At 65.2% G+C, this 19,342-nt stretch carries 24 protein-coding genes and 1 riboswitch; of the genes, 10 read left to right on the forward strand and 14 right to left on the reverse strand.

All coding sequences use genetic code 11. The annotated features are described in order from the left end of the window. Positions 1-12 precede the first annotated feature (12 nt). The 7 genes from pal to BFE01S_RS13115 all read right to left on the reverse strand — a co-directional run bounded on the left by pal (position 13) and on the right by BFE01S_RS13115 (position 5,606). Positions 13-522, reverse strand: a complete 510-nt coding sequence (pal, locus tag BFE01S_RS13085) for a peptidoglycan-associated lipoprotein Pal (RefSeq protein ID WP_028225894.1) — start codon at positions 520-522, stop codon at positions 13-15. Positions 523-540: 18 nt separating this feature from the next. Continuing rightward, the gene (tolB, locus tag BFE01S_RS13090) at positions 541-1,833 is read right to left on the reverse strand and encodes a Tol-Pal system beta propeller repeat protein TolB (RefSeq protein ID WP_028225895.1); all 1,293 of its coding nucleotides are present in this window, start codon (positions 1,831-1,833) and stop codon (positions 541-543) included. A gap of 124 nt (positions 1,834-1,957) precedes the next feature. Next, the gene (gene tolA / locus BFE01S_RS13095) at positions 1,958-2,983 is read right to left on the reverse strand and encodes a cell envelope integrity protein TolA (RefSeq protein ID WP_028225896.1); all 1,026 of its coding nucleotides are present in this window, start codon (positions 2,981-2,983) and stop codon (positions 1,958-1,960) included. Next, positions 2,980-3,426, reverse strand: coding sequence for a protein TolR (gene tolR / locus BFE01S_RS13100; RefSeq protein ID WP_028225897.1), 447 nt, complete (start codon positions 3,424-3,426; stop codon positions 2,980-2,982). Before tolR ends, tolA begins: the two co-directional genes overlap by 4 nt. An 18-nt stretch (positions 3,427-3,444) precedes the next feature. Beyond that, complete coding sequence (gene tolQ / locus BFE01S_RS13105; RefSeq protein WP_028225898.1) at positions 3,445-4,122, reverse strand: protein TolQ; 678 nt, start codon at positions 4,120-4,122, stop codon at positions 3,445-3,447. A gap of 130 nt (positions 4,123-4,252) precedes the next feature. Beyond that, on the reverse strand, positions 4,253-4,771 hold the full coding sequence (ybgC, locus tag BFE01S_RS13110; RefSeq protein WP_028225899.1) for a tol-pal system-associated acyl-CoA thioesterase: 519 nt from the start codon (positions 4,769-4,771) through the stop codon (positions 4,253-4,255). 88 nt (positions 4,772-4,859) lie between these two features. Continuing rightward, positions 4,860-5,606: an SDR family NAD(P)-dependent oxidoreductase gene (locus BFE01S_RS13115; RefSeq protein ID WP_028225900.1), complete on the reverse strand. Its 747-nt coding sequence runs from the start codon at positions 5,604-5,606 to the stop codon at positions 4,860-4,862. Positions 5,607-5,776: 170 nt separating this feature from the next. After that, a riboswitch (ZMP/ZTP riboswitch) is annotated at positions 5,777-5,902 on the forward strand. A gap of 160 nt (positions 5,903-6,062) precedes the next feature. Between BFE01S_RS13115 and glyA the strand changes: the two genes are divergently transcribed. The 7 genes from glyA to BFE01S_RS13150 all read left to right on the forward strand — a co-directional run bounded on the left by glyA (position 6,063) and on the right by BFE01S_RS13150 (position 10,701). Continuing rightward, positions 6,063-7,310, forward strand: a complete 1,248-nt coding sequence (gene glyA / locus BFE01S_RS13120; protein WP_028225901.1) for a serine hydroxymethyltransferase — start codon at positions 6,063-6,065, stop codon at positions 7,308-7,310. 18 nt (positions 7,311-7,328) lie between these two features. Further along, on the forward strand, positions 7,329-7,811 hold the full coding sequence (gene nrdR / locus BFE01S_RS13125) for a transcriptional regulator NrdR (protein WP_028225902.1): 483 nt from the start codon (positions 7,329-7,331) through the stop codon (positions 7,809-7,811). Positions 7,812-7,977: 166 nt separating this feature from the next. Next, positions 7,978-8,514, forward strand: coding sequence for a GspH/FimT family pseudopilin (locus BFE01S_RS13130; protein ID WP_028225903.1), 537 nt, complete (start codon positions 7,978-7,980; stop codon positions 8,512-8,514). After that, positions 8,511-8,933 carry a type IV pilus modification PilV family protein gene (locus tag BFE01S_RS38495; RefSeq protein WP_169742626.1) on the forward strand — a complete coding sequence of 141 codons (423 nt, stop codon included), beginning with the start codon at positions 8,511-8,513 and terminating at the stop codon, positions 8,931-8,933. The genes BFE01S_RS13130 and BFE01S_RS38495 overlap by 4 nt, the downstream gene beginning before the upstream one ends. Then, positions 8,930-9,727, forward strand: a complete 798-nt coding sequence (locus BFE01S_RS13140; protein WP_028225904.1) for a PilW family protein — start codon at positions 8,930-8,932, stop codon at positions 9,725-9,727. The genes BFE01S_RS38495 and BFE01S_RS13140 overlap by 4 nt, the downstream gene beginning before the upstream one ends. Beyond that, positions 9,724-10,248, forward strand: coding sequence for a pilus assembly PilX family protein (locus BFE01S_RS13145; protein ID WP_042337609.1), 525 nt, complete (start codon positions 9,724-9,726; stop codon positions 10,246-10,248). The genes BFE01S_RS13140 and BFE01S_RS13145 overlap by 4 nt, the downstream gene beginning before the upstream one ends. Positions 10,249-10,272: 24 nt before the next feature. Continuing rightward, the gene (locus BFE01S_RS13150) at positions 10,273-10,701 is read left to right on the forward strand and encodes a type IV pilin protein (protein ID WP_028225906.1); all 429 of its coding nucleotides are present in this window, start codon (positions 10,273-10,275) and stop codon (positions 10,699-10,701) included. A gap of 20 nt (positions 10,702-10,721) precedes the next feature. Here the strand turns inward: BFE01S_RS13150 and BFE01S_RS13155 are convergent, their stop codons facing one another. The 3 genes from BFE01S_RS13155 to BFE01S_RS13165 form a co-directional block, all read right to left on the reverse strand. Beyond that, complete coding sequence (locus tag BFE01S_RS13155; protein ID WP_028225907.1) at positions 10,722-11,189, reverse strand: DUF3318 domain-containing protein; 468 nt, start codon at positions 11,187-11,189, stop codon at positions 10,722-10,724. Between the two features lie 33 nt (positions 11,190-11,222). Then, positions 11,223-11,609 (reverse strand): phage holin family protein, encoded by a 387-nt coding sequence (locus tag BFE01S_RS13160; protein ID WP_028225908.1) that lies wholly within the window; start codon positions 11,607-11,609, stop codon positions 11,223-11,225. Positions 11,610-11,787: 178 nt separating this feature from the next. Further along, a complete protein-coding gene (locus BFE01S_RS13165; RefSeq protein WP_028225909.1) occupies positions 11,788-12,090 on the reverse strand; it encodes a DUF883 family protein in 303 nt (100 codons plus the stop codon). A gap of 392 nt (positions 12,091-12,482) precedes the next feature. On the opposite strand from BFE01S_RS13165, the gene BFE01S_RS13170 reads away from it, so the two are divergent. Next, positions 12,483-13,121, forward strand: coding sequence for a peroxiredoxin (locus BFE01S_RS13170; protein ID WP_028225910.1), 639 nt, complete (start codon positions 12,483-12,485; stop codon positions 13,119-13,121). A 129-nt stretch (positions 13,122-13,250) separates the two neighbouring features. On the opposite strand, the gene BFE01S_RS13175 is transcribed toward BFE01S_RS13170, so the two are convergent. Continuing rightward, positions 13,251-14,441, reverse strand: a complete 1,191-nt coding sequence (locus BFE01S_RS13175; RefSeq protein ID WP_028225911.1) for an acyl-CoA dehydrogenase — start codon at positions 14,439-14,441, stop codon at positions 13,251-13,253. 105 nt (positions 14,442-14,546) lie between these two features. On the opposite strand from BFE01S_RS13175, the gene BFE01S_RS13180 reads away from it, so the two are divergent. Beyond that, positions 14,547-15,350, forward strand: a complete 804-nt coding sequence (locus BFE01S_RS13180; protein WP_042337610.1) for an IclR family transcriptional regulator — start codon at positions 14,547-14,549, stop codon at positions 15,348-15,350. A gap of 119 nt (positions 15,351-15,469) precedes the next feature. On the opposite strand, the gene BFE01S_RS13185 is transcribed toward BFE01S_RS13180, so the two are convergent. Beyond that, positions 15,470-16,699, reverse strand: a complete 1,230-nt coding sequence (locus BFE01S_RS13185; protein ID WP_028225913.1) for an argininosuccinate synthase — start codon at positions 16,697-16,699, stop codon at positions 15,470-15,472. 130 nt (positions 16,700-16,829) lie between these two features. Next, positions 16,830-17,759, reverse strand: a complete 930-nt coding sequence (argF, locus tag BFE01S_RS13190) for an ornithine carbamoyltransferase (protein WP_028225914.1) — start codon at positions 17,757-17,759, stop codon at positions 16,830-16,832. A gap of 623 nt (positions 17,760-18,382) precedes the next feature. On the opposite strand from argF, the gene BFE01S_RS13195 reads away from it, so the two are divergent. Beyond that, positions 18,383-18,733: a DUF3579 domain-containing protein gene (locus BFE01S_RS13195; protein ID WP_028225915.1), complete on the forward strand. Its 351-nt coding sequence runs from the start codon at positions 18,383-18,385 to the stop codon at positions 18,731-18,733. 177 nt (positions 18,734-18,910) lie between these two features. Here BFE01S_RS13195 and rpsT read toward each other — a convergent pair whose 3' ends face one another. Continuing rightward, positions 18,911-19,183, reverse strand: a complete 273-nt coding sequence (gene rpsT, locus BFE01S_RS13200; RefSeq protein ID WP_028225916.1) for a 30S ribosomal protein S20 — start codon at positions 19,181-19,183, stop codon at positions 18,911-18,913. Positions 19,184-19,342: the final 159 nt, after the last annotated feature.

A 19,342-nucleotide genomic window follows, 5' to 3' on the forward strand; every position in this document is an offset into this window, starting at 1 on the left:
CAAATACGTCGATTACTGTTGATACACGAGGTCAGCACGGCGGTTCTGCGCCCACGATGCTTCGTCGTGGCCGAGCGCAACCGGCTTTTCCTTACCGAGGCTGACAGCTTCCATCTGCGAATCCGGCACGCCCATCAGCGACAGGGCACGGCGGACAGCTTCAGCACGCTTCTGGCCCAGCGCCAGGTTGTACTCGCTCGTACCGCGCTCGTCGGTGTTGCCCTGGATCAGGACGTGACGTTCCGGGTGCGTCTTCAGGTACTGGGCGTGAGCCTGCAGCAGCGACTGGTAGTCGTCCTTGACGGCGTAGCTGTCGAAGTCGAAGTACACGCTGCGCTTGGCGAGCGGGCTGTTCGGATTGTTCAGCTCATCCACGCTTACCTGGGCAACCGCGTTCGGGTTCGGCTGCGTGTTCATTGCGCCGCTGGCATTCGGATTTTCTTCCTTGACACCAGACTTGCACGCTGCCAGCGTACCGATCATCAAGACGGCCAGAGCCAGGCGGACTTTTTTGGACATCATTTTTACTCTCCTGAAGTGTTATTGCATGAAAGGGCCCCAGGACGGCTCGCGTACGCTGCCGCCCTGAACGGACAGGATTTGCCGCGTCCGACCGTCGGTCGATACTGCAGCCAGCACGCCACGGCCGTTCACCTGAGTGGCGTAAAGAATGTACTGACCGTTCGCCGCGAAGCTGGGCGATTCGTCATGTGTCGTGTCGGTCAGCGCCGTAGCGACGCCGGACTGCAGATCCTGAATGTACAGCTTAAATCCGCCGCCTGTCCGTGAGATGTACGCGAGTTCCTTGCCATCCGGGCTCACGCGCGGGCTCGTGTTGTAGTTGCCGGTGAACGTCACGCGCTGTGCGGCGCCGGCATTTTCGCCCTGGGCCGGCATCTTGTAGATCTGCGGCTGGCCGCCGCGATCGCTCGTGAAGTAAATCCACTGGCCGTCAGGAGAGTAGGTGGGTTCGGTGTCGATCGTCGTGCCTTGCGAGAGGCGGCGCAGACCGCTGCCGTCGGCATTGACGGCGAAGATCTGCGTGTTGCCCGTGCGCGACAGCGCGACCGCGAGCGTGCGGCCGTCCGGCGACCAGGCGGGCGCCGAATTGTTGCCCTTCTGGTCGGAGACGATCACGCGGCGGCCGGTAGGCAGGTCATGCACGTAGACGATCGGCTTTTTCTTTTCGAAAGAAACGTAGGCGACCTTGGTCCCGTCCGGCGACCAGGCCGGCGAGATGATCGGTTCGGGGCTCGACAGCGCGATATGCGCATCCTGGCCGTCGGAGTCCGAAATCTGAAGCTGGTAGCGGTTGCCCGTCTTGATGACGTAGGACAGGCGCGTCGCGAACACGCCGCGGTCGCCCAGCAGGGTCTTGTAGATGTAGTCGGCAACCTTGTGCGCGCTCATGCGCAGGCCGCTTGCCGGGCTCACGAGCACGAGGCCGCCGAGGCTTTGGCCCTTGACCGTGTCGTAGAGCTTGAAGCGCACTTCGTACTGGCCGTTGGCGAGCCGGTTCACGCTGCCGCCCACGAAGGCGTTGGCACCCTTGGCCTTCCAGGCGCCGAGATCCACCGAATCGGTTTCCGAAACGGGCGTGCTGCCCGCGTCGATGTTGGTGAACTTGCCGCTGCGCGCCAGATCCGCACGGATGATGGCGCTGACCTGCTCCGGCGAATTCGCCTCGTTGGCAAAATTGGCCGTCGCGATCGGAAACTGGGTCGAGCCCACCCCGGTCACGAGGACGTTAAGTTGCGCGTGCGCCGCACCGCCGGCCGCGATCAGGCAAGACGCGACGAGGGTACGCAGACCAAGCTTCGTCATCAGACTCATGCTGTGATGTTTCCCGAAAAAGCAATTTTGTAACATCGTGCAACAGCAAAGAGACCCGCAAACGCTCGAATCGTTCCGCGGCACCGCTGCTGCACGCCTGAGTTCCCATGCCCCTGGGCCGTCCTCAACCTGCTGCCGGACGTAATGTAATGGTAAAGCTGGCCGGCGCCTTGCCGTTCGTATCGAGCGGCATCGGATCCGAGCGTTGCACGGCGCGCAAGGCGGCGTCGTCCCACTGCGCGTTGCCGCTGCTGCGCGTGACGGACGACGAAAGCAGGGCGCCGTCCGGCGCGCAACGCACCGACACCACCGTTTCGAGGCCCTCGGTCGCGCCCGCCCAGATGATGTTCGGCCGCACGCGGCGCTGCACCTTTTCCGCGTAGCCCGGCGATGCCGCCGTGCCGCCCGCGCCGCTGCCGTTGCCGCTCTTCGCAAGGCCGTTGCCGCTCGAACTGTCGCCGCCGCCCATGTTGCCCTGCATCTGGGCAATGCGCGCGCGGCGCTCGGCGTCGAGCTTCTTCGCCTGGGCTTCGGCCTGTGCCCTGGCTTTGGCTGCCTTGTCGGCGTCAGCCTTCTTCTGCGCGTCCAGCTGTGCCTGCTTTTGCTGGTCCTCCAGCTGTTGCTGCTTCTTCTGCGCTTCGAGCTGCTGTTGCTTGAGCTTGTCGGCCGCGGCCTGCTGCTCCCGCTGCTCCTGTTCCTGCTGCTGCTTGAGCTTCGCTGCCTTCTGCTGGGCTGCGAGCTGCGCGGCCTGCTGGGCGGCAAGCTGCTGCTGGCGTTTGGCCTCGGCTTCCTGTTGCTGCTGCAGGAGGCGTTGCTGCAAGAGGCGCTGCTGCGCGAGCTGGGCTTCGCGCGCGGCTTCCTCCTGCTTGCGCTTTTGCTGCTGCAGCGCAATGTCGGCGTCTTCCGTCGGCGGCGGCGGGGCCGGCGCCACGGGGGCGGGCGGCGGCGGCGCCGGACGCGGCGTCGAGAGATCGGGCACGTCGGTCCACAGTTCGGCTTCCGCGCCTGCCGGCGTGCTGTTTTGCCAGTGGATGCCGTGGTACAGGAAGAATCCGAGCAGCACGTGCATCAGCAGCGCGAGCAGCAGAGCACGCAGCGTGCCCCGTTCGCGCGGCGGCTGAAGCGGATAGCTGGAATTCTTGCGGGTCATTGCGATTTGACGAGCAGTCCGACACGTTTGACACCACGCGCCTTCAGGTCGGACATCACGTTCATGACCGTCTCGTACTTGACGGACTTGTCGGCGGCGATCACGACCGGCTGGTCGGGATGGCTCTGCTCGCGGTCGGCGACAAAGCCGTTGAGATCGGCACGCGTCATGTCTTCCTGCTGGGTGGCGCCGGAATCGTCCTTATAGCGTACGCTCAGATTGCCGTCCGGGCGAATGTTCACCACGACAGGCGGCGTTTGCTGCTGTTGCGACGCCCCGCCCACGGTGGGCAGATTGACGATCGAAGGCGCGACGAGCGGCGCCGTCACCATGAAGATCACGAGCAGCACCAGCATCACGTCGATGTACGGCACGACGTTGATGTCGGCCATCGCGCGGCGCGAGCGGCTGCCGCGCATGCTCGAACGAACTGAGCCAGCCATCTTCGACTCCTTTGAAGCTTAGTGGGCCTGACGCTGCAGGATGTTCGAGAATTCTTCGATGAAAGTTTCGAAGCGGATCGCGAGGCGGTCGATGTCGTGCGCGTAGCTGTTGTACGCGACCACCGCCGGAATGGCGGCGAACAGGCCGATTGCGGTTGCCGTCAGCGCTTCGGCAATGCCGGGCGCGACGTTCGCGAGCGTCGCCTGCTGCACGTTCGCCAGACCGCGGAACGCATTCATGATCCCCCAGACCGTGCCGAAGAGACCGATATACGGGCTCACCGAACCCACCGATGCGAGGAACGAGAGGTTCGCCTCGAGCGCATCCATCTCGCGCTGGAACGCGGCGCGCATGGCGCGGCGTGCGCCATCGAGCACGAGGCTCGGATCGTTCAGGCGCTTTTCCTTGGCCTTCAGGAATTCGCGCATGCCCGATTCGAAAATGCGCTCGAGCGCGCCGATCGTATGACGATTGTTCGCCGCGCTCTGATACAGCGCCTGCAGATCGCCGCCCGACCAGAAGTCGCGCTCGAAGCGCTCGGTCTGTGCGCGGGCGCGGCGGATCGCAAACCACTTGCGGAAGATGAAGGTCCAGGAGATCAGGGAGAGCAACAGGAGCAGTCCCATGACTGCCTGTGCCAGCAAGCTCGCATTAAGAACGAGTGAAATGATCGAAAGATCTTGTGTCGTGTTCATAGAGGTTCGTTGTAACGTCCCCAAAGGGGCGAGCGGCTGCAAGGCGTTGCGAGGGTAACCGAAGGCAAACGGAAATCCCCGGCGCCAGCGCGGCCGAACCCTGCTTGGTCCTGGATTGACCGGCGCGAGTTCACTGGCGTTGTATCAACGGAAATGACTGCTTGGCCGTTGACACGGCCTTTGCGTCTTTATCCGGTCCACGGCGCAATGCGTCGTGCACCTGGTCCGGCATGGCGGCGGGGCGCATCGTGGCGCCCTCGACGCAGGCAACGCGAATGCTGCCCGTCGCGAGCAGCGTTTCGCCACGCCACGCTTCCTGCAGGAAATCGACCGACGCGCGGCCGAGTTTCTCGATCTTGCTGACGATCGTGACGACGTCGTCGAGGCGTGCGGGCGCCCGGTAGTCGAGCGCCGTGCGGCGCACCACGAAGAGCGCGCCGGCTTCCTCGGCGAGGCGGCGCTGATCGACGCCGCACGCGCGCAGCCATTCGGTTCGCGCGCGTTCGAAGAACTTCAGGTAATTCGCGTAGAACACGATGCCGCCGGCGTCGGTGTCCTCGTAATACACGCGAATGGGCCACGTGAAACCCGGCTCGGGCGGACGCGGGGCCTCGCCCGTCTGGCTGGTGGTTCTTTCCATGCCGCGCATTCTACCGGAACGCGCCGGTGTACTGACTTTCGTTCGCCTGACGTACACGAGCGGGCTGAAAGCTTCAGCCGCGATTTCAGCCGGACTTTTAGCCGCGATGGACGGTGAGGCCGCCGAACGACTGGGCGATGGGCATCAGCTCGATCATGTTGATGTTCACGTGCGCGGGGCGGGTGGCGATCCAGTAGATCGAGTCGGCGATGTCTTCGGGCGAGAGCGGCTCGACGTCCTTGTACACGGTGGCGGCCCTGGCGTCGTCGCCGCGGTAGCGCACGTTCGAGAATTCGGTGCCGCCGCACAGGCCCGGCTCGACGTCCGTCACGCGCAGCGCGGTGCCGGTCAGGTCGGCGCGCAGGTTCAGGCTGAACTGCCGCACGAAGGCCTTGGTGGCGCCGTACACGTTGCCGCCCGGGTAGGGCCAGCGGCCGGCCGCCGAGCCCAGGTTGAAGATGTGGCCGCGGTTGCGCTCGACCATGCCCGGCAGGAAAGCGCGGGTCACCTGCACGAGGCCGGTGCAGTTGGTGTCGATCATGGTTTCCCATTCGTCGAGATCGGCCTTGTGGGCGGGCTCGACGCCGAGTGCGAGGCCGGCGTTGTTGACGAGCACGTCGACGGCGGCGAATTCGGGCGGCAGGGCGGCCGGCGCGGCTTCCACGGCGGCGCGGTCGCGCACGTCGAGCTCGAACGGCAGCAGGGCGTCGCCCAGTTCGGTGGCGAGGGCGTCGAGACGGTCCTTGCGGCGGGCCGTTGCGACGACGCGATGGCCGCCCTTCACGAAGGCGCGGGCGATGGCGGTGCCGAAGCCGGCTGAGGCGCCGGTGACGAAGACGATCATGGTTGCTCCGGGGTCGGTGGAAAGCGAAGAAAGCGTCAAGCCTACTTCCATTGCGGCACCGCGGCAAGAAACCGGCGAAAGTCCAGGGGACAGAACGGCCGCAGCCCGGCCAGACGGGCTTTGCGGCGGCCGGTTGCCTATTCCTGGCGCATCCAATACACTAACGCGCTCAATCCCTGCGTGACTGGCGATAGGGTCCCTGAATGGCCGACATAGCGGCCGGCCCGGGGGCTCAAGGTGGAGCGACCCACCGTGAAGCGCAGGGTGCCGTTTTGCCGTTCGCCTGGGCAGCCGAGATCTGCGCGCTCGTAACAGCGCTCTGCGGGCTGTCCTGCCTCGCGTGTGCGGCACCCCCTTCCGCCACGTCAAGGCTGGCCCTCCTGCCAGCAGCGCCGCGTACCTGCTACGTGTCCCGCGCGCGACCCGGTCAACCTGAACACACTTAACGGAATCCGTATGTTTGACAGAGCCGAAAGCACCATCGCCAAAGTCGATCCCGAACTCTTCAAGGCAATCGAACTCGAGAACCGCCGTCAGGAAGAGCACATCGAGCTGATCGCCTCCGAAAACTACACGAGCCCGGCCGTGATGGCCGCGCAGGGTTCGCAGCTCACCAACAAATACGCCGAAGGCTATCCCGGTAAGCGCTATTACGGCGGCTGCGAATACGTGGATGTCGTCGAGCAGCTCGCGATCGACCGCGTGAAGGAGCTGTTCGGCGCCGAAGCCGCGAACGTCCAGCCGAACTCGGGTTCGCAGGCGAACCAGGGCGTGTTCTTCGCCATGCTCAAGCCGGGCGACACGATCATGGGCATGAGCCTCGCGCACGGCGGCCACCTCACGCACGGCTCGCCCGTCAACATGTCGGGCAAGTGGTTCAACGTGGTGAGCTACGGCCTGAACGAAGCCGAGGACATCGACTACGAAGCCGCGGAAAAGCTCGCCCAGGAACACAAGCCGAAGCTGATCGTGGCGGGCGCCTCGGCGTTCGCGCTGCGCATCGACTTCGAGCGCTTCTCGAAGATAGCGAAGAGCGTGGGCGCGTACTTCATGGTCGACATGGCGCACTACGCCGGCCTCGTGGCCGCGGGCGTCTACCCGAACCCGGTGCCGCACGCCGACTTCGTCACCACGACCACGCACAAGAGCCTGCGCGGCCCGCGCGGCGGCGTGATCCTGATGAAGGCCGAATTCGAGAAGCAGATCAATTCGGCGATCTTCCCGGGCATCCAGGGCGGTCCGCTCATGCACGTGATCGCCGGCAAGGCTGTCGCGTTCAAGGAAGCGCTCGCGCCGGAATTCAAGACCTACCAGCAGCAAGTGGTCGAGAACGCGCGCGTGCTGGCCGAAACGCTGGTCAAGCGCGGTCTGCGCATCGTCTCGGGCCGCACGGAAAGCCACGTGATGCTCGTGGATCTGCGCGCGAAGCAGATTACCGGCAAGGCCGCTGAAGCCGCGCTGGGCGCCGCGCACATCACGGTCAACAAGAACGCGATCCCGAACGATCCGGAAAAGCCTTTCGTCACGAGCGGCGTCCGCCTCGGCTCGCCGGCCATGACCACGCGCGGCTTCGGCGTGAAGGAAGCCGAGCAGGTGGGCAACCTGATTGCCGATGTGCTCGACAATCCGGAAGACGCAGCGACGATCGAGCGCGTGCGCGCGCAGGTCGCCGAGCTGACGAAGCGTTTCCCGGTTTATCGCTGAACCGGCGGCCGATCCTTCATGCGCTGCCCCTTCTGCCGGCACGAAGACACGCAAGTGGTGGATTCGCGTGTGTCCGAGGACGGCGCCGCGATCCGGCGCCGCCGCCGCTGCCCGGCCTGCGACAAGCGTTTCACGACGTACGAGCGGGTCGAGCTGGCGATGCCGGCGATCGTCAAGAAGGATGGCAGCCGCACTGAATTCGACCGCCGCAAGATCGCGGCCAGCATGCAACTGGCGCTGCGCAAGCGCCCGGTTTCGGCTGACGCGATCGACGAGGCGGTCGCCCGCATCGAGTATCAACTGCTCGGCAGCGGCGAGCGCGAAGTGCGCAGCGAGCGCCTGGGCGAACTCGTGATGTCCGAGTTGCGCGAGCTCGACAAAGTCGCGTTCGTGCGTTTCGCCTCCGTCTACCGGCGCTTCGAAGACGTATCCGAGTTCGAGGACGTGCTCGAAGAGTTCCGCCGCACCGGCAATGCCGGCACACCGCCGCGCAAGCGCTGAGTTCATCCGCATTTTCTTCTTCCTTCCTCGTGTTTCGCTGCCGCCGTTCGTGATGCGTTGATTGTCGCGAACTGCCGGGCCGTGCGACATCTGGCCGTTCGGCCAATTGTTCCGCTTGCGCGATGCCGCTAGATTGACAGCAACGCCTTTAAATTGAGGATTGCTGATGAAATGCCACGGCTTCACGCTGATCGAAACGGTGGTCGTGCTGGTCTTGCTGGCGATGTGCGCGACTGCTACGACGCCGGTATTCATTGCCTGGCGCGTGCGCGACGAGGTGGATGCGCGGGCGAATGCGTTGCTCGGCACGCTCGCCTACGCCCGCAACGAGGCGATCCGGCGCAAGGTGCGCATCACCGTCTGCCGGATCGATGCCGCTCGCAACTGTCTTGCCTCCGGCGCGTCCTGCCCTTCCGGCTTCACAGACTGGTCGTGCGGCTGGGCCGTGGTGGCCGAAGACCCGGGCGTGCAGCGCCTGTTGCGCGCACAACCCGCGCTCGACGACGTGGCCATTGTGTCCACCTTGACGGCCATGACTTTCTCGCCGCCCGCGGGCCAGGCTATCGGCGTGCTGCGCAGCTTCGATTTCGCGCCGCGCGCAGCGAGCGCGGCCATGCGCGGGAACGTGTGGCGCCGCTGCATCCGCATTGCCGCGGCGGGCCGCGCGCGGATCAGTGATGGCGCGTGCGGAGCGGCGTCGTGAGGCGCCGCCGCGGTGCAACGCTGCTGGAGGTCGTGCTGGCGATGGCCGTCATGGCGATCTGCGTGCTGGGCCAACTGGCCACGCAAATTTCACTCTCGCGGCAGGCCCAGGCCGCGAGCGCGCGCGAGCGCGCGGCGTTTGCGGCGGATGCGATTGCGGAGGCTTCGCTTGCGCCTTCGCCCGGTGCCGCGGACCAGTGGAAGGCGCGAGTGCCGGCCATCGTGCCGCAGGGGGCCATTGCGCTTTCGGGCGCGGGCGGGGACGCGACCGTCGTGACCGTCGCGACCATTACCTGGGCGGCCACGCAAAGCGCAGCCTCGCCGGATTCCGCGCAATCGGATGTGGGCGACGATAGCTCGTGCGAGGCCGTGTCCGGCGCCAGAGGACGAGCCTGTTTTTCGATGGCGTTCTCGAAATGACGAGCCATCGATCTCACGCGACCGGCCGCTGCGGGCACACGCTGCTGGAACTGGTTATCGCCGTTGCGCTCGGCCTCGCGGTGACAGCGGGCGCAATAGCCGCCTATCGTTCGCAGCGCCAGGCATTCGTCCTTGCATCGGATAACGCCCGCATTCATGAAGCCGGCATGAATGCGCTGATGCTGGTTGGCGAACAGATCCAGATGGCAGGCTTCGTGCCGGCCGATTCGACGCAAGCGCTGGCTGAGAGCGCCATCTTTGGCTGCGCCGGCGGCCGGCCGACCGGCGCGGACGCCAGTCTCGCGTGCGAGGCGTTGTCGAGCCACTCCGACGGCATTGCGGTTCGCTATACCGGCGACGGCGTTTCAACCTGGCCTTCATCGAACGGACAGGTGACCGACTGCCTCGGGCAGGCGGTGGGGGCAGCCGGCGTCACCGTGGTGAATCGCTATCACGCCAAGCCCAGCAGTTCGACCGGCGAGCCCGAACTGTACTGCGAAGGTTCGGGCAAGGCGGGTACGGCGCAGCCGCTTGTGGAAGGTGTCGAAAAGCTGCGCCTGCGCTACTGGCTCGCTGGCGCGAGTCAACCGGCGGACGCATCGTCGCTCGCGCGCGATCAGTGGACTGCGGTGATCGCAGTCGATCTCTGCGTTCAGGTGCGCGGGGCGGCACTGGCGCGCCGGGTGAGCTATGTCGATTGCGACGGAGCGACGGTATCGGCAACCGATGGCCGGGCGCGTCAGATCTTTTGGCGGCACATCGCGCTACGCAACGCGCTGGAGGTCGCCACATGAAGCCACTGACAAGACTACTGCGGCGCCCGCGAATTCGAGGCATTGCGCTGCCTGTCGTGCTCGTCATCGCCTCGATGATGCTGGTCACTTCGTCCGCATGGTTCGAAGCGGCGTTGTTTGAGGCGCGCAACGCACGCCTCATTGCCGACGACCTGCTGGCGTTCCACGCGGCCGACGCAGCGCTCATGCTCTGCACCCGCGCGCTGGCCAGTGGCGCCATGCTGGCGCCGGCGGCCCCAGCGCAGGCAGGGGAGCCGGACGGCTGGCGGCAGCAAGCGACCTTCGACACACGCGCCGTCGCTGCCATTGGCCAGTGGCCCGGGTCGGTCAGGCCGCCGCAGTGCCTCATTGAATCCTGGCGCCTGGATAGCAGGCCCGCGGCGCGCGCGTTCGTCGTCACGGCGCGCGGCTTTGGGGCGTCGGAGAGCACGCAGCGCTGGCTACAGATCCAGCTGGTCCTCGACGAAACCGAGGCGCGTGTCGAGCGGCACTGGCGCCGCATCGCCGCGAGGCCTTTCTAACGAGGGAGCAGGGGAGGCGATCCAATGAGAGCAGTGCATCACGCATTCACGCTGCTGGAGATGGCGATGGCGCTTGCTGCGATGGCGATCGTCGCGGCTTTTGCGATGCCGTCCTGGCACGCGCAAGTTGCGCGCAGCCACAGGGTTGAAGCCGTCACGGCGCTGTATCGTGCCGCGCAGTTCGTCGATACGCAGACGTCGGTTCCGGCGGCGTTGCCCACGGGCATCGACCAGGCTCCCCCGACAGGGCCGCCCGTCTACCACCTGCGCCTCCTGGCCGCGGACGAATCGAACGGCGGTTACGCGATTGAGGCGCTCCCGGAGTTCGCGGGACCGATGCGCGACGATACCTGCGGGACCTTCACGCTCGACGCGACCGGTGCGCGCGGCAACCGGCCAGTTGGCGCCGATGCCGCCGCATCGCTCACGGAGAACTGCTGGCGCGGACGCTGAGAGAGTGCGAAGGGCGGGTGTTAGTAGCCCGCGTCGGCGGTATCGTCCGGTGCAGCGGCGCGTGCCTTGCGGCCATCGGAACGCCGGATCTGCTGCCACACGCGCCAGGCCTCCCACGCGGTGAACGCAAGGCCGCCCCATTTGATGAGCGGGCGCGCGGCAGAAACGAGGCTGCTGCGCAGCGGTTTTGCAACGATCAGCGAGGCGATCGAACTCAGCAGGGGATATTGCTTGAGCAGGCTGCCGATTCCCGCGCCCGCCGCCGCGACGCCGCGCGCCCGACCAAAGCCCGGCACGAGAAACTTCAGCCAGCTGAAATGCGTGACCGTTTCGCGCAACTCGACGATCGTTTCGGTCAGCTCGGCGCGCTCGACGCTCGCCCGCACGATCAGCAACTCCTTGCGCAGCGCTCGCAACTGCGGCGTGGAGAGCTCGTGGGGACGCGGGCGGTTAGGGCGGAAAGCGGTGTCCTGTTTCGGTCTGTTCATGGCGTCGGCTGGGTGGGAAAGCAGTTCCGTGGCTCAGTGCTTGCGAAGGATTTCGCGGTCCTTTTCGAACTCTTCCAGCGTGGCATGGAAAACGAGCGGAGCGTTGCGCAACCCGCTGCGCGCCTTCAGCGCACAGACGAGCGCGGCGAGCGCATACACGAGGGTGATGCCGGCCAGCGCCTGCCAGCGCCACGTGTCCCAGAAGGCAATGGCAATCAGCACGGTGAGTGCGATCAATGCCATGGTGGCGAGCATCATCGCCGCGAGGCCGAGAAACAGGACGGCCATCAGCCGTTCTTTCTCTTCTGCGAGCTCGATGCCGATCAGTTCCAGCCGGGTCTGCAGAATCGCAAAAGCGGAGCCCAGCAGACGGCGCAGCGGTCCGTGTTCGTGTCGTGGCGATTGGGTGTCTGTCGTCATGGCGGGAGCGGGTTGCGCATGCGGATGCGCGAGGAAGGGCAAGACGGCACGGCACGCCGGACGCCGCACGGCGCAGGCAAGCGCCCATGCGACGGCGCCCCCGTGCACATGCGGCCGCAGCCGCCGGGGGCGCCGCGCGGGGCGGCCGAAGCGTCCCGGTGGGCCGTAAGCGTGGTGCTTACTTGCGGTTGATCAGGAGGCCGATCAGGACGCCCACGCCCGCTGCAATGCCGATCGACTGCCACGGATGTTCGTGGACATAGTCGTCGGTGGCACGGGCCGCCTTCTTGCCTTTCTCGATCACCACGACCTGAACGTCGGCCGCTTTCTCCTTCGCCTGCTTCAGGCGCGAGAGGGCCGTTTCGCGCAGCTCCGAAGCACGTTCGCCGGTGGCGCTCGCTGCCTGCTTGAGCAGGTCCTCTGCATCCGCGAGGACGGTTTTGATATCCGACATCAGCCTCTCCTTGTTGACTTCTGACATTGACTGGCTCCCTTCGTGTTACGCCACGCGTGAATCGTAACAAAGAAACGGGTGCTGGCGAACGCGACGCGCTACCCAGGCTTGCGGAGACGCACGTCCTGTTCCCGTGGGCGGCCCAGCACGTCGACGCGGAACTGGGCCGGACCCGGGCGGGAGCGTCGCCGCCGCATGTCGCGGCGCACAATAAATCATGGAGTCGATCTGACCCGAGAAGTTTCCGTGATCGGGTCCAACATTACCAAAACTCATAACGGTGTGAGGCGATGTTCGTTCGTGACGCAGCGCAGCTCCCGTATGCTTGGGCGTTCGAGGTGTCTACGGTTCGAGGGCCGGCCCGCTGGCGGGCGGCCTTCTCTCCTCCATCCCACTCTCACCGATCAGGAAACTCCACCATGAGTCTACGTCTTGGCGATATCGCCCCCGACTTCGAGCAGGAATCGAGTGTTGGCCGCATCCAGTTCCACGAATGGCTCGGCGACAGCTGGGGCGTGCTCTTTTCGCACCCCGCCGACTTCACGCCGGTCTGCACGACGGAGCTGGGTCTCACGGCCAGGCTCAAGGACGAGTTCGAGAAGCGCAATGTGAAGACGATTGCGCTTTCGGTGGACAGCGCCGAATCGCACAAGGAATGGATCAAGGATATCAACGAGACGCAGGCCGCGAACGTTGGCTTTCCGATTCTCGCGGACGGCGACCGCAAGGTCTCGACGCTCTACGACATGATTCATCCGAACGCGAACGAGACGTTCACGGTGCGTTCGCTTTTCGTGATCGACCCGAAGAAGAAGGTGCGCCTCATCATCACCTATCCCGCGAGCACGGGCCGCAACTTCGACGAAGTGCTGCGCGTGATCGATTCGCTTCAGCTCACCGACAACTATCAGGTGGCGACGCCCGGCAACTGGAAGCACGGCGACGACGTGGTGATCGTGCCGTCGCTGAAGGACGAAGAGGTGATCAAGCAGAAGTTCCCGAAAGGCTACAAGGCGCTGCGTCCGTATCTGCGCCTTACGCCGCAGCCGGACAAGTAAGTCGCCGCTCGAGGCCATTCGAGGCCGCTCAAGGCCGCCAGGGCCGGTTCTAGCCTTCTCGGACAAAAAACGCCGCACGAAACCGTGCGGCGTTTTTTTCATGCCCCGGCTGCGCTTTCTGCGCGCCGCTCAGAAGAACGCCTGAATGCCCGTCTGCGCGCGGCCGAGGATCAGCGCGTGGATGTCGTGCGTGCCTTCGTAGGTGTTGACCACTTCGAGGTTCACGAGGTGGCGCGCCACGCCGAACTCGTCGGAGATGCCGTTGCCGCCCAGCATGTCGCGCGCGAGGCGGGCGATGTCGAGCGACTTGCCGCACGAGTTGCGCTTCATCATCGAGGTGATTTCCACGGCCGCCGTGCCTTCGTCCTTCATGCGGCCAAGGCGCAGGCAGCCTTGCAGGCCGAGCGTGATTTCGGTCTGCATGTCGGCGAGCTTCTTCTGGATCAGCTGGTTCGCCGCGAGGGGGCGGCCGAACTGCTTGCGGTCCAGCACGTACTGGCGCGCGGTGTGCCAGCACGATTCGGCGGCGCCGAGCGCGCCCCAGGCGATGCCGTAGCGCGCCGAGTTCAGGCAGGTGAACGGACCGCGCAAGCCCTTCACGCCCGGCATGATGTTCTCTTCCGGCACGAACACCTCGTCCAGCACGATCTCGCCCGTAATCGAGGCGCGCAGGCCCACCTTGCCGTGGATCGCCGGCGCCGAGAGGCCCTTCCAGCCTTTTTCGAGAATGAAGCCGCGAATGTCGTCCTTGCCGTTCTCTTCGAGCTTCGCCCACACGACGAACACGTCGGCGATCGGCGAATTCGTGATCCACATTTTCGCGCCCGAGAGCGAGTAGCCGCCGTTCACCTTCTTCGCGCGCGTGACCATGCTGCCCGGGTCCGAGCCGTGGTTCGGCTCGGTCAGGCCGAAACAGCCGATCCATTCTCCGCTCGCGAGCTTCGGCAGGTACTTCTGCTTTTGTTCTTCGGAGCCGAATTCGTAGATCGGCACCATGACGAGCGAGGACTGCACCGACATCATCGACCGATAGCCCGAATCGATGCGCTCCACTTCGCGCGCGATCAGGCCGTAGCTCACGTAGTTCAGGCCGGGGCCGCCGTACTGTTCGGGAATGGTCGGTCCGAGCAGGCCCACTTCACCCATTTCGCGGAAGATCGCCGCATCGGTTTTCTCGTGGCGGAAGGCTTCCAGCACGCGCGGCGCGAGCTTGTCCTGCGCGTACGCGGCGGCGGCGTCGCGCACCATGCGTTCTTCTTCGGTGAGCTGCTGGTCGAGCAGCAGCGGATCTTCCCAATGGAACTGGGCGTGTTCGGCCATGGTGTCTCTCCTTCTTCCTGATAAGGGTAATCTGCGCTTGACTGAAGTTTCGCTATGCGGAACAATGTTTTGCAAATTGACTCCAGTGTATCACCGAAAGCGCCTATGTCCGCATCTGGATTCCCCTTATCCGCCTCCCTGCCCGGCGGCGATATCGACGAGCGCAAGTTCGTTGTCGCGCTCGCACGCGGTCTCGAACTGCTGCGGGCCTTCCGGCCCGGCGAAACGCTGCTCGGCAACCGTGATTTCGTCGAGCGCACGGGCCTGCCCAAGGCCACCGTGAACCGGCTCGCGTACACGCTCACCGTGCTCGGCTGCCTGCGCTTCGACGAAGCCCTCGGCAAGTACGCGCTCGATGCCGGCGTGCTCTCGCTCGGCTTCACCATGCTCTCGGGCACCGACATTCTCGAGCTCGCCCGGCCGCACCTGCGGGCGTTCGCGCGCGAGGTGGGGGCGGCGGTGTCGCTCGGCTGCCGCGATGGCCTCGACATGATCTATCTGGAGACGATACGCAGCGAGACTGCGCTCACGCTCGGGCTTGCCTCGGGCTCGCGCCTGTCCATGCTGACGAGTTCGATGGGGCGTGCGTATCTGGCCGTGCAGCCGCCCGAGACGCGCGCGGCGTTGATGGCGGAGCTGGAAAAGGCGGCGGGGGCTGAGGGCCCGGCACAGGTGCAGGCCACGCAGCACGAGATCGGGGTGTTCGCACGGGAAGGCTGCTGCTACTCGTTTCGCGACTGGCACGACGACGTGAACGCCGTGGCGGTGCCGTTTCGCGAGCCGAGGGAGCGCCGCTGGCTCGTGCTCAGCTGCAGCGGCCCGGCTTCGTCGATGGGGCCGGACGTGTTTCGCGAGCGCGTTGCGCCGTTGCTCAAGTCGCTTGCGCGGCGGCTTGGGGAGACGGGGTGAGCTTTCGGGCTTCGGGCCATGGCGGCCTGAACCGCGAGCGAGGGCAAAAAAAATGCCGGGACGATCGTCCCGGCATTGTTACGTGTGGCGCTGAAACCGCCACGGGCGTCGCGCCGCGCTTACTTGCCGCGCTGGCGGCGTGCGTTTTCGGCGATGCGCATGCGCAGCGCGTTGAGCTTGATGAAACCGCCGGCGTCGGCCTGGTTGTAGGCGCCGCCGTCGTCGTCGAAGGTCGCGATGGTCTTGTCGAACAACGTGTCCTTCGAGTCGCGCGAGACGACCGAGACGCTGCCCTTGTAGAGCTTCACGCGGACCCAGCCGTTGACGTTCTGCTGCGTGTGGTCGATCAGCACCTGGATCGCCTTGCGCTCGGGGCTCCACCAGTAGCCGTTGTAAATCAGCGAGGCGTAGCGGGCGAGCAGGTCGTCCTTCAGGTGCGCGACTTCGCGGTCGAGCGTGATCGATTCGATGCCGCGGTGGGCCTTCAGCATGATCGTGCCGCCCGGCGTTTCATAGCAGCCGCGCGACTTCATGCCCACATAGCGGTTTTCAACCAGATCCAGGCGGCCGATGCCGTGCTTGCTGCCGAGGCGGTTCAGTTCGGTCAGCGCTTCGGCCGGCGTGACGCGCTTGCCGTTGATGGCCACCGGGTCGCCGTGCGCGTATTCGATATCGACGTACTCGGGCGCGTCCGGTGCCTGTTCCGGCGAGACCGTCCAGCGCCACATGTCTTCCTCGGCTTCCGCCTTCGGGTCTTCGAGGTGGCGGCCTTCGAACGAGATGTGCAGCAGGTTCGCGTCCATCGAGTACGGCGCGCCGCCCTGGCGGTGCTTCATGTCGATGGGGATGCCGGCGTTTTCCGCGTAGGCGAGCAGCTTCTCGCGCGACAGCAGATCCCACTCGCGCCACGGCGCGATCACCTTGATGCCCGGTTCGAGCGCGTAGTAGCCCAGCTCGAAGCGCACCTGGTCGTTGCCCTTGCCGGTCGCGCCGTGCGAGACGGCTTGCGCGCCGGCGGCGCGGGCGATTTCGATCTGACGCTTGGCGATCAGCGGACGCGCGATGGACGTGCCGAGCAGATACTCGCCTTCGTACAGCGCGTTGGCGCGGAACATCGGGAACACGAAGTCACGGACGAACTCTTCGCGCAGGTCGTCGATGAAGATGTTCTCTTCCTTGATGCCGAGTTGCAGGGCCTTCTTGCGCGCCGGTTCGAGCTCTTCGCCCTGGCCGATGTCGGCCGTGAAGGTCACGACTTCGGCGTCGTAGTTGTCCTGCAGCCACTTCAGGATGACGGAGGTGTCGAGGCCGCCGGAGTAGGCGAGCACGACTTTCTTGATATCGCTCATGGTGAATCCGTAACGGGAGAGATCTGTGCGCGCCGGCGGCCCGAACGCGCGGGAAAACAATATTTTGACACCAAACGGGCCGCGGACCGCGCTTTTGCCGCAGCGGCCCGCCTGGCCGCGGGCGTCGCGCTCAGTGGTTCAGGCGCCCGAGCAGCAGGAATTCCATTAGCGCCTTCTGGACGTGCAGGCGGTTTTCCGCCTCGTCCCAGACCACGCTTTGCGGACCGTCGATCACGTCCGCGCTCACTTCCTCCCCGCGGTGGGCGGGCAGGCAGTGCATGAAGAGCGCGTCCGGCCGGGCGCGCGCCATCATTTCCGCGTCGACGCACCAGTCGGCGAATGCCTTCTTGCGCACTTCGTTCTCGGCCTCGAAGCCCATGCTCGTCCAGACGTCGGTGGTGACGAGGTCGGCGCCGTCACAGGCGGCGTTCGGATCGTCGAGCACGGCGATGAACGGCTGGCTCTCCGGCGCGACCAGCGACGGATCGAGCGGGTAGCCCGGCGGCGTCGAGATGCGCAGCTTGAAGTCGAGAATCTGCGCCGCCTCGATCCACGTGTAGAGCATGTTGTTCGCGTCGCCGACCCAGGCGACGGTCTTGCCGCGGATCGGGCCGCGATGCTCGTAGTACGTGAAGATGTCGGCCAGCACCTGGCAGGGGTGGTATTCGTTCGTGAGACCGTTGATGACCGGCACGCGCGAGCTTTCGGCAAACCGCTGGATGATGTCCTGGCCGAACGTGCGGATCATGATGATGTCCACCATCCGCGAAATGACCTGCGCCGAATCCTCGATCGGCTCGCCGCGGCCGAGCTGCGTGTCGCGCGTGTTCATGAACACCGCGTGGCCGCCGAGCTGGAAGATGCCGGCTTCGAACGAGAGTCGCGTGCGCGTGGAGTTCTTCTCGAAGATCATCGCGAGCGTGCGGTCGTGCAGCGGATGATACGTCTCGTAGTTCTTGAATTTGCGCTTGAGGATGCGGGCACGCTCCAGCACATATTCATAATCGTCAAGAGAGAAATCCTTGAACTGCAGGTAATGGCGTATGGTCCGGGAGGTCATGAAGCAAAAACGGCGCCGGATCCGGCCTCGAAACTGCAGGATTGGGCCGGCGACGCCGCTGCGGTTGGTGGTAAGTCAATGCAGCATAAAGGATTTTGCGGGATTTGACGAGTCGCGCTAAAAGTCGGGCGCGGGGGCGGGGCGAGCGGGAAACAGGCGGCAGGAAGGCCGCGGGAAGGCCGCCCAGGGCAGCGGCGGCAGGCGCTCCGGGGTCTTGTGTGCGGTGCGGAAAGACCCCTGGTACGCTATAATCGCGAAGTTTTCTCTCAGGCACGACAGCGAGTCCGGCGGCCCCGAAAAGAGCCATGGATAGCCAGCGAGCACCATGGATGAACCCGTGGGACGTCGCAGCGGCTCGCGGAAGCGAGCCTGTACGCCGGCCGGCTGTGCGCTGCAAATTCGACGATCTCGATGCGGCGTGGCGCCGGTCCGGGTGTGCGGACGGCCGCTCCCTGTCCAACGGACTGTATTCGCGCGCGCGGTTGCCAGGCGGCCAGCCCGGCAACTTCTGCCCCGCAGGCAATGCGCGGGTGGCGCGGGCGTGACACCGTTTCGTGCCGCTGTTTCGTGCCGCTGTCATGTAGCGTGCTGCGGCGCAGCGTGCAGTCACACAGGTACCGTACATGGCCGACGAAGCCCCAACCGAATTCTTCATCCAAGGCATCACCTCGAACGGGAAGAAGTTTCGTCCCAGCGACTGGTCCGAGCGCCTCGCGGGCGTGATGGCGAGCTTCGGCCCGAAGGCATCGGCGAATGCGCGGGGGCCCAACGCCTACCTGCGGTACTCGCTCTACGTCCGGCCGACGATGATCGGCGACCTCAAATGCGTGATCCTGGATTCGCGTTTGAAAGACATCGAACCCATGGCATTCAACTTCGTGATGAATTTCGCCAAGGACAACGACCTTGTCGTGACCGAGGCCTGCGAATTGCCGCACGATCACGCCACGCAGCAGGGCGGCAGCGGGAGTTGAGTCTCGCGCACGGCTGCGAATCGACCCGCTGCGGCGGGTTTTTTTGCGCCCGTCTTTTTCCGGGGCGCGGCCGCGGCCCTGACTCAAACCAGCGATAAAAACAAAAAACCCGCCGAAGCGGGTTTTTCGTGATGCGGCAGAAACTGCGGACGGCCCGCCTGAGCAGGCCAGCCGGAGTTACTGTGCGCCGGCCATTGCCTTGATGGCAGCCGACAGGCGGCTCTTCTGGCGAGCAGCCTTGTTCTTGTGAACGATCTTCTTGTCGGCGATGATGTCGAGCGTCTTTGCCGAGTTCTTGAGGACTTCGGCGGCTGCAGCCTTGTCGCCGGCGTCGATAGCCTTGCGAACGGCCTTGATAGCGGTGCGGAACTTCGAGCGCAGCGCCGAGTTGTGCGAGTTTGCTTTCGCGGCCTGACGGGCGCGCTTGCGTGCTTGTGCGGAGTTTGCCATGACGATTCCTTATGTTTCCGGAGCCTGAGCCTGCCGTCTGCCATTGCTTGCAGCCGGACCGGATCACGCTCTTTGCCTGGATTTGAACTTCCGGGAACGATTGCCCGAAAGCGCAAAACGGTATTGCCGGCGGTATTTGCGCAGTTGCCACATCAGTGT

The sequence above is a fragment of the Paraburkholderia ferrariae NBRC 106233 genome (genome assembly GCF_000685035.1).
Lineage (GTDB): Bacteria > Pseudomonadota > Gammaproteobacteria > Burkholderiales > Burkholderiaceae > Paraburkholderia > Paraburkholderia ferrariae.

Coding starts and splice junctions, on each gene's coding strand:
- pal (WP_028225894.1), bottom strand. CDS start 522: ATGATGTCCAAAAAAGTCCGCCTGGCTCTGGCCGTCTTGATGATCGGT.
- tolB (WP_028225895.1), bottom strand. CDS start 1,833: ATGAGTCTGATGACGAAGCTTGGTCTGCGTACCCTCGTCGCGTCTTGC.
- tolA (WP_028225896.1), bottom strand. CDS start 2,983: ATGACCCGCAAGAATTCCAGCTATCCGCTTCAGCCGCCGCGCGAACGG.
- tolR (WP_028225897.1), bottom strand. CDS start 3,426: ATGGCTGGCTCAGTTCGTTCGAGCATGCGCGGCAGCCGCTCGCGCCGC.
- tolQ (WP_028225898.1), bottom strand. CDS start 4,122: ATGAACACGACACAAGATCTTTCGATCATTTCACTCGTTCTTAATGCG.
- ybgC (WP_028225899.1), bottom strand. CDS start 4,771: ATGCGCGGCATGGAAAGAACCACCAGCCAGACGGGCGAGGCCCCGCGT.
- BFE01S_RS13115 (WP_028225900.1), bottom strand. CDS start 5,606: ATGATCGTCTTCGTCACCGGCGCCTCAGCCGGCTTCGGCACCGCCATC.
- glyA (WP_028225901.1), top strand. CDS start 6,063: ATGTTTGACAGAGCCGAAAGCACCATCGCCAAAGTCGATCCCGAACTC.
- nrdR (WP_028225902.1), top strand. CDS start 7,329: ATGCGCTGCCCCTTCTGCCGGCACGAAGACACGCAAGTGGTGGATTCG.
- BFE01S_RS13130 (WP_028225903.1), top strand. CDS start 7,978: ATGAAATGCCACGGCTTCACGCTGATCGAAACGGTGGTCGTGCTGGTC.
- BFE01S_RS13140 (WP_028225904.1), top strand. CDS start 8,930: ATGACGAGCCATCGATCTCACGCGACCGGCCGCTGCGGGCACACGCTG.
- BFE01S_RS13145 (WP_042337609.1), top strand. CDS start 9,724: ATGAAGCCACTGACAAGACTACTGCGGCGCCCGCGAATTCGAGGCATT.
- BFE01S_RS13150 (WP_028225906.1), top strand. CDS start 10,273: ATGAGAGCAGTGCATCACGCATTCACGCTGCTGGAGATGGCGATGGCG.
- BFE01S_RS13155 (WP_028225907.1), bottom strand. CDS start 11,189: ATGAACAGACCGAAACAGGACACCGCTTTCCGCCCTAACCGCCCGCGT.
- BFE01S_RS13160 (WP_028225908.1), bottom strand. CDS start 11,609: ATGACGACAGACACCCAATCGCCACGACACGAACACGGACCGCTGCGC.
- BFE01S_RS13165 (WP_028225909.1), bottom strand. CDS start 12,090: ATGTCAGAAGTCAACAAGGAGAGGCTGATGTCGGATATCAAAACCGTC.
- BFE01S_RS13170 (WP_028225910.1), top strand. CDS start 12,483: ATGAGTCTACGTCTTGGCGATATCGCCCCCGACTTCGAGCAGGAATCG.
- BFE01S_RS13175 (WP_028225911.1), bottom strand. CDS start 14,441: ATGGCCGAACACGCCCAGTTCCATTGGGAAGATCCGCTGCTGCTCGAC.
- BFE01S_RS13180 (WP_042337610.1), top strand. CDS start 14,547: ATGTCCGCATCTGGATTCCCCTTATCCGCCTCCCTGCCCGGCGGCGAT.
- BFE01S_RS13185 (WP_028225913.1), bottom strand. CDS start 16,699: ATGAGCGATATCAAGAAAGTCGTGCTCGCCTACTCCGGCGGCCTCGAC.
- argF (WP_028225914.1), bottom strand. CDS start 17,759: ATGACCTCCCGGACCATACGCCATTACCTGCAGTTCAAGGATTTCTCT.
- BFE01S_RS13195 (WP_028225915.1), top strand. CDS start 18,383: ATGGCCGACGAAGCCCCAACCGAATTCTTCATCCAAGGCATCACCTCG.
- rpsT (WP_028225916.1), bottom strand. CDS start 19,183: ATGGCAAACTCCGCACAAGCACGCAAGCGCGCCCGTCAGGCCGCGAAA.